Origin of the sequence: Dokdonia sinensis (assembly GCF_003688895.1) — a bacterium.
In the GTDB taxonomy this organism is placed as follows: Bacteria; Bacteroidota; Bacteroidia; order Flavobacteriales; family Flavobacteriaceae; genus Dokdonia; species Dokdonia sinensis.
In genome coordinates, this window is the sequence record NZ_REFV01000001.1 from 293,435 (window position 1) to 307,491 (window position 14,057).

Consider the following 14,057-nt stretch of genomic DNA (forward strand, 5'->3'; position numbering starts at 1 on the left):
ATTTTGTTTTTTCTATCACTTAAGTACTTGAATATTAAATAATTGTTAATTCCGAGTCTCTGATGAAACAATCAGTAAAAAACTGCGTCTATATAAGTAACATACTCAAATCAGAAATTGAGACAACGTTATCATTATTTGAATTAGCCGTCAAAAAAAGTATAATCTAGTCTCTCACCGAGTATTAGATTCTATATACAAGCGTCTCCCTTGCGAGGCGCTTTTTTATTCAGGCATAGCCGCATCCCTATAAACCGACGGAAGACTCAACTTAAAATGAACGGCAAGTAATCTCACTGTGATCACTACAGAACCGGCTATTATCGTGGTGAGTGATGTGTCTACATCAAACCTGTAAAGAATTAGATAAACGACACCCCCCAAAATGCACGCAGTGGCATAAATTTCTTTTCTGAAAATCACAGGAATCTCATTACATAAGATGTCACGCAGTACGCCACCAAAACAGGCAGACATTGTTCCAAGCAGGATACAAATAATAGGATGCAAGTCAGCAGCCAGTCCTATCTGAACACCAGCGGTGGTGTATAAACCAATGCCAATAGTATCAAATAAAAATAATGACTTACGTACGTATTTGAGTTGTGGTCTAAAAACGATAGCGGCAATCGTGGCTCCCAATATCACATAGATAAATGTCATATTGAGCATCCAAGTTACAGGAGTCTTCCCTATAAGTACATCTCTAAGTGTACCGCCTCCTACTGAAGTTACCGCTGCTATAATGAGGATACCAAAGACATCCATACGCTTGTTCATTGCTGTAAGTACTCCAGATATGGCAAAAGAGATTGTCCCAAGTATATCAATGATTGTAAGAAAATCCATTATCGCTGGGTATAGTAATTATAATCTGCAATGACACGATTTACAAATTCAAATGGTTTTTCTGAAGGTTCAATGCTCATCATTGTCTTGAGCTTATCAGAAAGCTTTACGATTACATTGTGGTTACCATTACTCCTGGCATTAGAATACAAGGTTTTTATGGTCTGCATATCTTTATCTGAAAACACGGTCACTTGAGGATAAGTAGGCACATATCCTTCTGGAATGTCTACAAGTAAGGTCTCACTAAGATTTGCTTGTTTTTTCTCAGAAATTACGGTGGTCCCCGCAGCTATGTCTCCTAAACGCTGTCCTCTGTCATTAAGGAGTATCGTCACTACTGCAACTCCTCCCGTACTGAGTGAAATATCAATAATTCGCATTATCCAGCGCACAAAGAAACTTCCGAACCCCGGTTTTGAACCATCCAACTTTACAACTTTAAGTTTCATCGCACTCTTTCCAGGTGTCTTTCCATCCCAAAATGTTTCAAAAAGCAAGTAATACAGAAAAACAGGAAGACCTATGACCATAAAAAAGGCGATGATTTCCCATTGGTCTGCTCTATCCAGTCCAAAAGCCCCTAAAAGAAAGAAGGAAAAGAACGTATATGCGCCTATAATTAGAAAATCTATCAGAAAAGCGAGCAAGCGATCTCCTATGCCTGCAACATTCTGATAAATGCTCACATTTTGGGCGGTTTCTATTTGAAAGTTATCCATATATTCTTTTTCTTTACTTCCTAATTCTACAATGAATGCGCGAAGCTGCTTTTGTGAAGCAAAATAAAGCTAAATGGTTAAGATTTGAAAATGTTCTGGTCAACAAAACACAAATCACTCCTGACGAATTGTCAAGTTTGTACATAGAAGTTACAGACCACCTCAGTTACGCACAAACATTTTATCCCGGAAGCAAGACTCTAGTTTACCTTAATCATCTGGCTTCTAAGTCACACCAAATTATTTACAAAACAAAACGCGAGTCTAGCAAACGTTTCATTACGTTTTTTACAAAGGAATTTCCATTACTGATGTTTCAGTACCAGCGACAATTGCTCATTGCATTTTTGACTTTTGCGCTTTTCGTAATCATAGGCTGGTGGAGTGCATCAACAGATGGGGATTTTGTGCGGTCTATTTTAGGTGACGGTTATGTGAATATGACTCTGGACAACATAGAAAAAGGAGACCCGATGGCGGTTTACAAAGAACATAACGAGATCGGGATGTTCATAGGAATTACCATAAATAATATTAAGGTAGCCTTATATGCTTTCATATTTGGAATGTTGCTATCTATAGGCTCAATTTATATAATGATGCGCAACGGCATTATGCTGGGCGTTTTCCAGCAGATGTTCTATGAGAATGATTTGCTTTGGGAATCTATGCGCACCATTTGGATACACGGGACTATTGAAATTTCAGTCATTATTATTGCAGGGTGTGCAGGGCTTGTGCTAGGAAACAGCATTCTATTTCCCGGTACTTACACAAGGCTGGACTCCTTTAAACGAGGAATGAAAAACGGACTTAAAATTATGGTCAGTACCATTCCCCTATTTGTAGTTGCGGGATTTCTGGAAGGATTCGTCACGAGACATACAGAAATGCCGGATTGGTTGGCTATTTTCATTATAGGCTCATCCTTGTTTATTATTATCTTTTACTATATCATTTACCCGAGAAGGGTTCACAAGAAAGAGGCTCAGGATATAGAAGCACAGCTTGAAACTCCCCAAATACCAGATTTTATCCAATGAAAACCACAGATTTTATAACATTCAGAAAACAACGGGAGCTAGGTCAAATTATAGGAGACACCTTCAAGTTTGTTCGTAAGAACACTAAAGGTATTTTTCAAGTCTTTGTACGCGTAGCCTTGTTGCCATTTATTCTTCTAATAGGCGCAGTAGCCTATTACACTTACAGCGTTTCGGGTTCAAACCCACTTCTAGATTTTGGAGAAGGTAACTTTGATCTTGGAGGCGTTATAATTAGCGTGATTATTCTCTTTATTACGGTTGTCGCCTATACTGGTGTTTTATATGGATTAGTTTCAGAATACATAAAATCATACATAGACACAAATGGTAAACCAGATGTAGAGGCAGTTGTGCAAGCGATGAAAGCCAGGTTTACCAATTATATCCTGCTTAGTTTTGCTCAGACATTAGGAATTGCAGGAATTGCTATCCTCTGCGTATTACCTGGTGCTTTTGTTATGAGTTCTGTTCCTGTAATGGGAGTTTTACTTATGCTGGCCGCCTTTGCTCCCATCATCTATTTTGCGGTACAATGGACATTAGTATTTCCAGCTATGAGCCATAGTGGTACTGGCGTTATGGAATCGTTTTCAGAAAGTATTCGGTTAATTAAAGAGCATTGGTGGATGACCCTATTTACCATAATTATACAGGCTATTTTGATTTACGTCATCAGTTTTGTTTTTCAACTACCATTAGTCTTTTACACCATATTTAAAATGTTTACGATGATGTCGGAGAGCTCGTTAAGCGATCCGTCGATGATGTTTGATGGGGTCTACGTGGCCCTCCAGACACTTGCGAGCACCGTGAGCTACTTGCTCTACATCATTATGGCAATCACGCTCAACTTCATTTACTTTAACCTGCACGAGCGCAAGACCCAGCGCGGTTCTCTCGATGCTATAGACAGCATAGGACAATAGGTACATGAGAAAATCGCTTGTAGTATTCTTGATTTTTATTTCGCTTTGCGCGAAAGGCTACGCCGTTTCACTACAAGAGGAGCCACAAACTGTCGCCAAAGAAGTGCGCTACGACCAGCAGTCACTTCCTGAAATTGAACTGGACGAAAATCAAATAAAAGAATACCAAGCAGACGAGGATTTTAACTACAAACAGACTATCGAAGAGGACAACTGGTGGACGCGCTTTAAAAAGTGGCTCTACGATGTTTATTACTCCTTTATGCGCTGGCTTATAGGCGATAACGCGGCCACAGGATTTTGGGGCGGTTTTGTACAAGCCCTACCTTACATCCTGCTCGCTTTATTTTTGGGCGCGCTCGTTTGGCTCTTCCTGCGCATAGACAGCAACAGACTCGTTTTTGAAAGTGCGCGCGCACCCCAGGCATTTATGGGCGATGATGAGGATATTATCCAGAATCAGGACATTCAGGCGCTTATAGATAGTGCTCTCGCGAGTGGCAATTACCGCCTTGCGGTGAGATATTACTATTTACTAGCCCTTCAAAAACTTTCTGCAAAAGATTACATAGACTGGCAGGTTCAGAAGACGAACCACGAGTATATTTTTGAAATTGAAGACTCTTACCGACGATCGTACTTTCGGCGTGTGACGGATATTTATGACTATATCTGGTACGGAAATTTTGAGGTAGATGAGTCCGCTTTCGCGAAAGCGCAATCCGCATTCAACCAACTAAACAGCACCTTATGACCACAAAATTCAAAGTTTTGGTAGGGTGTCTGGTCCTACTGTTTGCAATGCTCATTTACCTAGAAACCACCGAAAAGGAGGACATAAACTGGTTTCCCACCTACAGTAAAAAAGATAAAATCCCATACGGAACATTTGTGCTGTATAATACCCTTAAAGAAAGCCGAGGCGCCGAAAATATAGTCGATGTAAACCGACCGCCTTTTGAGGTATTGCAGGATTCCTCCTTTGAAGGAACCTACTTTTTTATTAATACTCAAGTCCCCTTTGACGAAGCAGAAGCTAACCGACTTTTAAAATGGGTAACTGCTGGAAATACACTTTTTGTGGCAAGCAACAGTATGCCAGAAGCATTACTCGACACCCTCAATCTCGAAACGCAGGCCTATTACGACTTAGACAATCTGGAAAACAAGCCTGTCCTACAGCTCAGTAATCCTGCGCTACAAAGAAAAAACGCCTATTACATCGACCTAGAAATAGGTGCAACGGAGTTTAACGAGATTGACACTCTGGAAACTGTGGTCGTGGGAGAGTTTGACCTCAACAAAGGCGATACAACAACTTTAGAAGAACCGAAGACCCATTTTATTGAACAGGCTTTTGGCGAAGGAAAAATCTATTTACACTTAATGCCTACCGCATTCACAAACTATAATATGTTGTACGAGTACAACTACAGGTATGTAGAAAATGCGTTGCGGTATCTTCCGGAAAACGAAACGATTTATTGGGACGACCACTACAAGAATGGTAAAACGGTACAGCAATCGCCACTCTATATTTTCCTAAATAACCGCTATTTAAAGTGGGCATATTACCTGCTAATTATCGGTGTGCTTTTATGGGTTATTTTTGAAGGTAAAAGAAAACAACGTGCCATCCCAATTGTGAAACCTTTGTCTAATAAGACACTAGATTTTACGGAGACGATTGCAGGAATGTACCTGGACAAAATGGACCACCGCAGTATTGCTTTTCACCAGATCAATCACTTTTTTGAATTCTTGCGTAGTGAATACCTCGTGAATACTGGAAATCGTGATAAACAGTTTCTAGAAAAAGTGAGCCTTAAGTCTGGAAATAGCGAAGAAGAAACAAAAAATTTATTTCAGTTTATAGATGATATTTTAAGTACTGGTAATGTCTCTCAGGAAATATTACTTGACTTAAACAAGCGCATAGAACAATACAAAAGCACCACATAAATAAAAAGTTATGGAAGCCGAAGAACACAAAAACAGCAACCCTGAAGAGAGTCAAAATGCATCACAACAGCCTTCAAGCACTCCCGAAGAACTAATAGACGGCAATGCTCTGGATGAGAACAAGCTGGATTTTGAAAACCGCATCCCCTTAGAAGAATTGCGCAATGCGGCCGAAGCCATACGTGCAGAACTAGGTAAAATTATCATAGGGCAACACGAATTTATAGAGTTGCTCATCGTGGCGCTACTTTCAGACGGACACGTACTGATAGAAGGAGTTCCTGGAATTGCAAAAACAGTTACCGCAAAGCTTTTTGCAAAAACACTCTCAACAGAATTTAGTCGTTTGCAATTCACTCCAGACTTAATGCCATCTGACGTTCTGGGAACTTCGGTGCTCAATATGAAGAATAGCGAATTTGAATTTCGTAAAGGGCCTATTTTTTCAAATATCGTGCTCATAGATGAGATCAATCGTGCCCCTGCAAAAACACAAGCGGCACTTTTTGAGGTTATGGAAGAGCGCCAAATCACTATAGACGGAGAGCGTTATAAAATGGAACCTCCATTTATGGTTCTCGCCACCCAAAACCCTATTGAACAGGAAGGTACCTACGCCTTGCCAGAAGCACAGCTAGACCGTTTTCTCTTTAAAATTAAGGTAGACTATCCTTCTATGGAACAAGAAGTAGCCATCCTTGCTAGTCATCACGACAGAAAAGGAGCAGCGCCTCAAAAGGATATCCTTGCGGTTTTATCTCCCGAAAAACTAGCAACATTTAGACTACAAACACAGGAAGTTCTTATAGAGGAAAAAATCTTAAACTATATCGCTTCTATCGTTGTAAAAACGAGAACGCATCCTCATTTATATTTGGGAGGATCACCACGTGCGTCGCTTTCTATTATGAATGCAGCCAAAGCTTTTGCAGCCATCGCAGGGCGCGACTTTGTCATTCCAGAAGACGTGAAACGTGCTGTAATTCCTGTGATGCGTCACCGTCTTATCCTTTCGCCAGAGCGTGAGATGGAAGGGATGACCACAGAGCAGGTGATAGATATGATTGTACAATCGGTTGAAATCCCACGATAGTTTGGCAATCATTCGGTTTATAAAAGCATTGTATCTGCACAATCGTCTCTTTTATGCGCTTGCGCTTGTCGCTGTCGCGTTTTTGGTGTCGTATTGGGTCAACTTCATCTACCCTTTGGTCTGGTGGGCGTTATGGGGACTGATATTATTGTTTTTTATAGACTGCGTAGTCCTTTTTCGCGGAAGCGGAAATATTACCGCACAACGTTTACTACCAGAAAAATTTTCAAATAGCGATGAGAACGAGTTGCCTGTCAAAATTCAGAACAACTATCCGTTTAAAGTTAGCCTCGATATTATAGACGAAATTCCGGTGCAATTCCAAAAACGGGATTTTAAAAAGGAACTTATCATTCCTGCAAAAGAATCTAGTCTTTTTACCTACGATTTGCGACCCGTGGAGCGTGGGGAATACTATTTTGGGAATTTGAATATCTATGCGAGCACCCGTTTTGGCATCGCAAAACGGCGCTTTACGTTTGAGAAAGACCAACTTGTAAAGGTATATCCTTCCTTTATTCAAATGAAAAAGTATGCCTTCCTAGCGCTGGATAACAGGCTTACCCTTCTAGGGATGAAAAAGATGCGACGCATAGGCCATACAATGGAGTTTGAGCAAATTAAGGATTATGTGCTGGGAGACGATGTGCGCACCATAAACTGGAAAGCCACGGCAAAGCGTCACCAGCTGATGATCAATCAGTTTCAGGATGAAAAATCGCAACCAGTGTACTGTCTTATAGATGCCAGTCGCGCGATGAAAATGCCTTTTGAAGGATTGACTTTACTGGATTATGCGATTAATAGTACGCTCGCTTTTTCAAACATTGCGCTTAAGAAAAAGGACAAAGTGGGCTTAATCACCTTCGCCGAAGGTATAAAAAACCACCTTCCCGCCAGCAGTCGCAAGGTACACCTCAATACCATTCTGGAAGTGTTGTACAATGTAAACACGAAGTTTTTGGATAGTGATTTTGGCAGTTTATATAATCAAGTAAAACGCAAGGTTAGCCAGCGCAGTCTGCTGATAATGTACACTAATTTTGAGCACATCTCTTCTCTAGAAAGACAGTTGGGGTATTTAAAGGCGCTTTCGCGAAAGCATATCCTCGTCGTAATCTTTTTTATAAACACAGAGCTGGACGAACTGCTCAACACTCCTGCCGAAGACTTACCGACAGTTTACCACAAAACCATCGCTCAAAAAGCCGACTATGATAAGAAAGTGATGGCCGCAACGCTCGAAAAGTACGGGATACAGACCATCCTCACTAAGCCAGAAGACCTTACTGTGAATACAATTAACAAGTATCTGGAAATTAAAGCGCGGGGAATTTTGTAACACTTGCAATAATTGGCGCTTTATTATGCCAACCCTCTCTTAATATTTATCTTTGCACCCTTAATAAACAAACGCAAACTATGTCGTTGTCATCTTTACAAGCCATCTCTCCTATAGATGGTCGTTATGCCTCAAAAACTGAATCTCTTGTCGCTTTCTTTTCTGAAGAAGCACTCATAAAATACAGAGTAAAAGTCGAAATAGAATATTTTATCGCGCTTTGTGAGTTGCCATTACCGCAGTTGCAGGATGTAGATAAGCATTCTTTTATCGCTTTGCGCGAAATATACTCTGAGTTCACAACCGAAGATGCACAGTCCATTAAGGACATTGAGAAAGTAACAAACCACGACGTGAAAGCGGTGGAATATTTCATCAAAGAAAAATTTGACGGTCTTGGGCTAGAAAAATATAAGGAGTTCATCCACTTTGGACTCACTTCGCAGGATATCAATAACACCGCAATACCATTGAGTCTCAAGGATGCGATGAATCAAGTGTATATCCCACAGCTTCTGGAAGTGGTAGATCACTTAAAACAACTTGTAGATGAATGGGCAAATATTCCTTTACTCGCACGCACGCACGGACAACCAGCATCTCCTACACGTTTGGGAAAAGAGATTGAAGTTTTTGTAGTGCGTCTGGAAGAGCAATTGAATTTGCTTAATGATATTCCTAGTGCGGCAAAATTTGGTGGAGCGACAGGAAACTTTAATGCTCACAAAGTAGCATATCCAAGTATCGACTGGAGAGCTTTCGGTAAGAGTTTCGTACACGACACGCTCAGAATGCAACACTCCTTCCCTACTACACAAATTGAGCATTACGATCATATGGCAGCTCTTTTTGACGGATTAAAACGCATCAACACCATTCTCATAGATCTAGACCGTGATTTCTGGACGTACGTCTCAATGGATTACTTTAAGCAAAAAATCAAAAAAGGAGAAGTAGGCTCAAGTGCGATGCCACATAAGGTAAATCCTATTGACTTCGAAAATAGTGAAGGAAACTTAGGGATAGCAAATGCCATTTTCGAACACCTTTCGGCAAAGTTGCCTATTTCAAGACTGCAACGTGATCTTACGGACAGTACAGTCCTAAGAAACATAGGAGTACCCATCGGTCATACATTAATTGGTTTACAATCCACACAAAAGGGACTCAACAAACTTCTCATAAACGAAGAAAAAATTGCGGCGGATCTAGAAAATAACTGGGCCGTTGTAGCCGAAGCGATTCAAACCATTTTACGCCGTGAGGGATATCCCAATCCTTACGAAGCGCTAAAAGCGCTTACTCGAGTAAACAGTAAAATCACACAACAGTCCCTCGCCGAATTTATTGATACGTTAGAAGTAAGTGATGCTGTAAAAAATGAACTGAAGGTAATTACGCCTAGTAATTATACGGGAATTTAAAGTTAGAGGTGCAAGGTTAGAGGTACAAAGATGCTGGATGCTGGATGCTGGATGCTGGATGCTGGATGCTGGATGAAAATAATATTCTCACGGAGGCACAAAACCACAAAGGTATTGTTAGATTAATTTAGCAATCTAAGGTGGTTGAGTGATTTAAAACGAAGCGGTAGCGCAGTTTTAAATCGTATCGAAACATCCGAAATTACACTTAAAACTTCATCATCCTCCGTAACAAAGGAATCTCCACCACAACAAACCCCGCCAAAATCAAGAAACTATAAACCATCACATTAGACACATCAAACTCAAAGTCCAATCGCGGTAATTCCCAAGAGGGTGCTTGACTCGTAACCTCAGCAACCGCATTGCTGAACATTGTAGATTCCTTTCCCGTAAACATCACATATCCCAAAACACTAACGATTACCACGGCAATTCCCCACCATACTCGTTTTGAAATGAGTGGTTCATACACAATCGTTTTTGAAGCTTCAAGTGCTTCAACTTTCTGCATTATCTGCGCAGTAAAGTCTGTCGCAGGCTCTTCCAGTCCTGCAGACTTTATCATTTTATCGGTAAACGTATTGAGTAATTTATTTTTTTTAGTTTCCATAATGTGCACTCAAGTTCGGTAATTTAGATGTAATAATCTCGTATAATTTCTTTCGGCTACGATACAATTTTACTTTTACGTGGTTCTCCTTTAGCCCAGTAACGCTAGCGATTTCTTTTAAGGATTGCTCTTCCAAATAAAATAAGGTCACGAGAAACGCTTCTGTTTCTGGCAGTTCTTGGATGCATTCAGAAATTTGAGCGGTGAATTCTCTTGCTTCCATTTGCTCCAGAACATTTGCAATTCCATCTGCTGTAATGTCATCGTTCAGGTCGTAGGCTTGATGTGTGGGTTGGTTACGCTTTCGCGAAAGCGTATCTAAGCATCTATTATATGTAATCCTGTACAACCACGTACTGAATTTAGACCTCCCACCAAAAGTCGACAACTTCTGAAATGACTTTACAAAAACATCCTGCGCGACCTCCTCTGCTTCCTCACGCTGTTTGAGCATCCGTAGGCAAAGTGTAAAAACCAATCCTTTGTGTCGCTCAATGAGCGTGGCAAAGGCTTGCGTGTCCCCACCCAAAGTCTGGTCTATAAAATACTGGTCGTCTTGATGGGTCATTATAAAGTAAGACGGTGGGTTTTGGGTTTTGGTTACAAGATAATGGGAAAATGTTTGGTGCTGGAAGTTGGGTGTTGGGTGTTGGGAGTTGGAAGTTGGAAGATGGGTGCCGGGTGCTGGGTGCTGGGTGTTGGGTGTTGGGTTTTGGGTTTTGGGTTTTGTTTAATACTATTCTTTCAGCAGATGATTGTTTTGGCAAATATTAGTGACATCTAAAACTCGCTTACATCTTTGATTATCTTTAGGATTAGAAAATTTTAGAGAAAAATTTCACGAAAGTGTAACAATCCAAAAAAGGATACATCTTTATAACAGAACCAATCAAAACGAGTGTCTTACACTAACCAAAATATAGACGACCTATTACCATTATGTGAACGCAACAATCAAGGTGCGCAAATGGAGGTGTACCAGCGATATTATGGCGCGATGTATAACACCTCGCTACGAATCGTAAAGGACAGCGCTACGGCAGAAGACGTGATGCAGGATTCTTTTCTCAATGCATTTACGAAGCTGGATAGCTTTAAGGGTGATGCGACCTTTGGGAGTTGGTTAAAACGGATTGTAGTAAATAACAGTTTAAATGCGTACAACAAGTCAAAAAAGTTAAAGGAAACACCCATAGAAGATCACTTATACCGCATAGAAGATGAGGACGATGGAATGGCAGAAGCAGATTTGAGCGGTGTAAAGGCAAAAGTCGTCGTCGAGGCAATGAACTCACTTAAAGACAATTATCGCCAGTCACTGTCGCTACACCTTATAGAGGGTTATGATTATGAGGAAATGAGCGAGATTATGAACACGAGTTATGCAAACTGTCGCACGATGGTTTCAAGAGCTAAGGACAGCCTTAGAAAAATATTAGAAGACAATGAAAAAGGATACTATAGAACAACTGTTTGATGGACTGCAAGGGCAACTGGATGTTGCACAACCTAGCGAGGATCACAAAGCAAATTTCTTTGCAAAACTGCAAGCAACTGCTGTCACGCAGGCTCCTGAGCCCGTAAAAACAACTAGCCTTAACTGGTGGAAACCGCTAGCAATTGCAGCAAGTGTATTGCTACTTGCTGGCATCTTCTGGACGCAGACTGCTGGTATTTCAAATGAAGGGAATCTAGCAGATGTCTCTCCAGAAATGGAACAAACACAGGACTTTTTTACGCAAACCATAGAAAAAGAATTGTCTGAGATACGCAAGAAAAGTACGCCCCAAACACGAGAGATTGTAGAGAGTGCGATTGCAAATCTTGCAGTATTAGAAAACAATTACAAGAAACTACAGAAAGATTTAATTGAAAGTGGTGAAGACAAAAGAGTCATCTATGCAATGATTACTAATTTCCAAAACAGAATTGACCTTTTACAGCAGGTCCTCGAGCAAATGAACGCTGTAAATGAATTAACAACACTTGAACCGGCACGTTTATAAATAAACAACTATGAAAACTAAAATAACATCTCTCTTTTTTCTGCTACTCGCAATTCCTACCATTATATTAGGAAACACAGAGCCTAAAGGGAAATACACTAAGGAGAAAAAAATCAAAAAAGAATTTACCGTAAATGCTAATGCGCGTCTTCTTATAGACAACAGCTACGGCCACGTAAACATCGTAAGCTGGAACGAAAACCGAACAGTCATCGAGGTACACGTCAAAACTAATGGTAACAACGAGGAAAAAGTACAGGAGAAACTGGATGAAATCGATGTAAACTTTGAAGGTAGTGCCTCTTTTGTAAGCGCTAAAACATCATTTGACAAGAATAGAAGTCGCTCGTGGTGGAACAGCTGGAAAGATAATAATGTGAATATGGAAGTGAATTACACAGTAAAAGTTCCTGTGACAAATGACATCGACATTAGCAACGATTACGGACCTATTTCCCTAAACAGGATTGAGGGCGTTGCAAAAATACGTTGCGACTACGGCAAGATGACTCTAGGCGAATTGATGGCAGATAATAACTACCTCAACTTTGACTACACAAATAACTCTACGATTGCATATATGAAAAGTGGGCGTATCAATGCAGACTACTCAAGTTTCACACTAGACAAAGGTGGTAATATCGAGCTCAATGCAGATTACTCCAAGTCTCGTTTTGGCACCATTAAAAATCTCAACTATAACAGCGAGTATGGATCTGTGAGCACAGATTCCTCTGGAGATATCATAGGTCGCGGGGATTACTTATCGGCTAAGTTTGGGGTGGTGCACGGTACTGTAAATCTTAATACAGATTACGGGTCTATAAATATAGATGAACTTGCAAGCGATGCAGGCGATGTAACCATTCAGAGTGACTACACAGGGATTAAAATAGGCTATAACGCAAGCTATAAGTTCACTTTTAATATTACCTTAGAGTATGCAGGGCTAAGCGGAAAGGACAATCTTGAGATAAGCAAACAGCGCATAGAATCATCAGATAAATATTATGAAGGGTATTATGGTAGCGCTTCTGCAAAAAACAACATTGACATCAACTCTGAATATGGAGGAGTTACTTTAACTAAAATCTAATTATCAATCAATCTAAAAGCTATATTATGAAAAAGCTAATCACATTAAGTATTATTCTCCTCACAGCAACTGCAATGAATGCACAATGGTGGGGAAAGGGAATTAAAGGAGACGGAAATATCACAACAATTACCCGTGACGTAGGGGATTACGATCAGATAAACGTAGGTGGATTTTTTGATGTAGAATTAGTCTCTGGCACCGAAGGTAAAATTACTATCGAAGCAGACAGCAATCTTCTAGAATACATCATCACAGAAGTAGATGGAAATTCCCTGAAAATCAAAACAGAGAATAACAAAAACTTAAAACCTAGCTCTCGTAGAGGTGTGAGAATCACGGTTCCTTTTAAAGACTTAGACGAAGTAACGCTTTCTGGTTCTGGAAGTATTACGAGTAGAGCAATTATACAGGCAAATGATTTCAAAACTTCGGTTTCTGGTTCTGGAGACGTTGTTCTTGAAGTTGAGGCTAGCGATACTGAAGCAAAAGTGACAGGTTCTGGAGACCTCACACTCACAGGTAGTACGCGCGACTTTAAGGTTACCGTTACTGGATCTGGAGATATACACGCTGGTCGTTTTCAGGCAGATGATGTAGACGCAAAGGTCACAGGTTCCGGAGATATTTCAATGGTATGTAATAAGAAACTAATTGCGCGTGTGACTGGTTCTGGGGATATTGAGTATTCTGGAAACCCAAGCAAGCAGGATACTAAGGTTTCTGGTTCAGGAACGATTTCGAACTAAGTAATTCCGGACTATACTATAAATGAAACCATTCTCGTTGAGGATGGTTTTTTTTGCGCTCCTGCCTGCCGACAGGCAGGTTCGCGAAAATGGAATTCGAACTTAAAGTTGAAGTTGAAGTTGAATAAAACGTAAAATCTCTTCCCACTTCCAACTCCCATCTCCCATCTCCCATCTCATATCTCCCTACTTTCACCAAAATTTTAAACTCAAAAACTGTTTCTTAGTA

General features: G+C 40.4%; 16 protein-coding genes. 12 read left to right on the forward strand and 4 right to left on the reverse strand.

Features of this window, described 5'->3' with window-relative positions; genetic code table 11:
• Positions 1–225 precede the first annotated feature (225 nt).
• Positions 226–849, reverse strand: a complete 624-nt coding sequence (locus EAX61_RS01170) for a trimeric intracellular cation channel family protein (protein ID WP_121915817.1) — start codon at positions 847–849, stop codon at positions 226–228.
• Complete coding sequence (locus EAX61_RS01175) at positions 849–1,571, reverse strand: RDD family protein (protein WP_121915818.1); 723 nt, start codon at positions 1,569–1,571, stop codon at positions 849–851. Before EAX61_RS01175 ends, EAX61_RS01170 begins: the two co-directional genes overlap by 1 nt.
• Positions 1,572–1,606: 35 nt before the next feature.
• Between EAX61_RS01175 and EAX61_RS01180 the strand changes: the two genes are divergently transcribed.
• From EAX61_RS01180 to purB, 7 genes are all read left to right on the forward strand, one after another.
• Positions 1,607–2,614, forward strand: coding sequence for a stage II sporulation protein M (locus EAX61_RS01180; RefSeq protein WP_121915819.1), 1,008 nt, complete (start codon positions 1,607–1,609; stop codon positions 2,612–2,614).
• Entirely contained in the window at positions 2,611–3,543 is a 933-nt protein-coding gene (locus EAX61_RS01185) for a hypothetical protein (protein ID WP_121915820.1), read from the forward strand. Before EAX61_RS01180 ends, EAX61_RS01185 begins: the two co-directional genes overlap by 4 nt.
• Positions 3,544–3,547: 4 nt before the next feature.
• The gene (locus EAX61_RS01190) at positions 3,548–4,297 is read left to right on the forward strand and encodes a DUF4129 domain-containing protein (protein WP_121915821.1); all 750 of its coding nucleotides are present in this window, start codon (positions 3,548–3,550) and stop codon (positions 4,295–4,297) included.
• Entirely contained in the window at positions 4,294–5,505 is a 1,212-nt protein-coding gene (locus EAX61_RS01195; RefSeq protein ID WP_121915822.1) for a DUF4350 domain-containing protein, read from the forward strand. The genes EAX61_RS01190 and EAX61_RS01195 overlap by 4 nt, the downstream gene beginning before the upstream one ends.
• Positions 5,506–5,515: 10 nt before the next feature.
• Positions 5,516–6,598 carry an AAA family ATPase gene (locus EAX61_RS01200; protein WP_430641059.1) on the forward strand — a complete coding sequence of 361 codons (1,083 nt, stop codon included), beginning with the start codon at positions 5,516–5,518 and terminating at the stop codon, positions 6,596–6,598.
• A gap of 10 nt (positions 6,599–6,608) precedes the next feature.
• A complete protein-coding gene (locus EAX61_RS01205) occupies positions 6,609–7,940 on the forward strand; it encodes a DUF58 domain-containing protein (protein WP_201739400.1) in 1,332 nt (443 codons plus the stop codon).
• 80 nt (positions 7,941–8,020) lie between these two features.
• Positions 8,021–9,364 (forward strand): adenylosuccinate lyase, encoded by a 1,344-nt coding sequence (gene purB, locus EAX61_RS01210; RefSeq protein ID WP_121915824.1) that lies wholly within the window; start codon positions 8,021–8,023, stop codon positions 9,362–9,364.
• A gap of 208 nt (positions 9,365–9,572) precedes the next feature.
• On the opposite strand, the gene EAX61_RS01215 is transcribed toward purB, so the two are convergent.
• Both EAX61_RS01215 and EAX61_RS01220 read right to left on the reverse strand, forming a co-directional pair.
• Entirely contained in the window at positions 9,573–9,977 is a 405-nt protein-coding gene (locus EAX61_RS01215) for a hypothetical protein (RefSeq protein WP_121915825.1), read from the reverse strand.
• A complete protein-coding gene (locus EAX61_RS01220; RefSeq protein WP_121915826.1) occupies positions 9,967–10,545 on the reverse strand; it encodes an RNA polymerase sigma factor in 579 nt (192 codons plus the stop codon). The genes EAX61_RS01215 and EAX61_RS01220 overlap by 11 nt, the downstream gene beginning before the upstream one ends.
• 14 nt (positions 10,546–10,559) lie before the next feature.
• On the opposite strand from EAX61_RS01220, the gene EAX61_RS16390 reads away from it, so the two are divergent.
• The 5 genes from EAX61_RS16390 (at position 10,560) to EAX61_RS01245 (ending at position 13,828) form a co-directional block, all read left to right on the forward strand.
• Positions 10,560–10,751: a hypothetical protein gene (locus EAX61_RS16390; protein WP_161555153.1), complete on the forward strand. Its 192-nt coding sequence runs from the start codon at positions 10,560–10,562 to the stop codon at positions 10,749–10,751.
• A 124-nt stretch (positions 10,752–10,875) separates the two neighbouring features.
• Positions 10,876–11,454 carry an RNA polymerase sigma factor gene (locus EAX61_RS01230; protein ID WP_236641961.1) on the forward strand — a complete coding sequence of 193 codons (579 nt, stop codon included), beginning with the start codon at positions 10,876–10,878 and terminating at the stop codon, positions 11,452–11,454.
• Positions 11,423–11,983: a hypothetical protein gene (locus EAX61_RS01235; protein WP_121915828.1), complete on the forward strand. Its 561-nt coding sequence runs from the start codon at positions 11,423–11,425 to the stop codon at positions 11,981–11,983. Before EAX61_RS01230 ends, EAX61_RS01235 begins: the two co-directional genes overlap by 32 nt.
• A gap of 10 nt (positions 11,984–11,993) precedes the next feature.
• A complete protein-coding gene (locus EAX61_RS01240; RefSeq protein WP_121915829.1) occupies positions 11,994–13,079 on the forward strand; it encodes a DUF4097 family beta strand repeat-containing protein in 1,086 nt (361 codons plus the stop codon).
• Positions 13,080–13,105: 26 nt separating this feature from the next.
• A complete protein-coding gene (locus tag EAX61_RS01245) occupies positions 13,106–13,828 on the forward strand; it encodes a head GIN domain-containing protein (RefSeq protein WP_121915830.1) in 723 nt (240 codons plus the stop codon).
• Positions 13,829–14,057: the final 229 nt, after the last annotated feature.

Coding starts and splice junctions, on each gene's coding strand:
- EAX61_RS01170 (WP_121915817.1), bottom strand. CDS start 849: ATGGATTTTCTTACAATCATTGATATACTTGGGACAATCTCTTTTGCC.
- EAX61_RS01175 (WP_121915818.1), bottom strand. CDS start 1,571: ATGGATAACTTTCAAATAGAAACCGCCCAAAATGTGAGCATTTATCAG.
- EAX61_RS01180 (WP_121915819.1), top strand. CDS start 1,607: ATGCGCGAAGCTGCTTTTGTGAAGCAAAATAAAGCTAAATGGTTAAGA.
- EAX61_RS01185 (WP_121915820.1), top strand. CDS start 2,611: ATGAAAACCACAGATTTTATAACATTCAGAAAACAACGGGAGCTAGGT.
- EAX61_RS01190 (WP_121915821.1), top strand. CDS start 3,548: ATGAGAAAATCGCTTGTAGTATTCTTGATTTTTATTTCGCTTTGCGCG.
- EAX61_RS01195 (WP_121915822.1), top strand. CDS start 4,294: ATGACCACAAAATTCAAAGTTTTGGTAGGGTGTCTGGTCCTACTGTTT.
- EAX61_RS01200 (WP_430641059.1), top strand. CDS start 5,516: ATGGAAGCCGAAGAACACAAAAACAGCAACCCTGAAGAGAGTCAAAAT.
- purB (WP_121915824.1), top strand. CDS start 8,021: ATGTCGTTGTCATCTTTACAAGCCATCTCTCCTATAGATGGTCGTTAT.
- EAX61_RS01215 (WP_121915825.1), bottom strand. CDS start 9,977: ATGGAAACTAAAAAAAATAAATTACTCAATACGTTTACCGATAAAATG.
- EAX61_RS01220 (WP_121915826.1), bottom strand. CDS start 10,545: ATGACCCATCAAGACGACCAGTATTTTATAGACCAGACTTTGGGTGGG.
- EAX61_RS01235 (WP_121915828.1), top strand. CDS start 11,423: ATGAAAAAGGATACTATAGAACAACTGTTTGATGGACTGCAAGGGCAA.
- EAX61_RS01240 (WP_121915829.1), top strand. CDS start 11,994: ATGAAAACTAAAATAACATCTCTCTTTTTTCTGCTACTCGCAATTCCT.
- EAX61_RS01245 (WP_121915830.1), top strand. CDS start 13,106: ATGAAAAAGCTAATCACATTAAGTATTATTCTCCTCACAGCAACTGCA.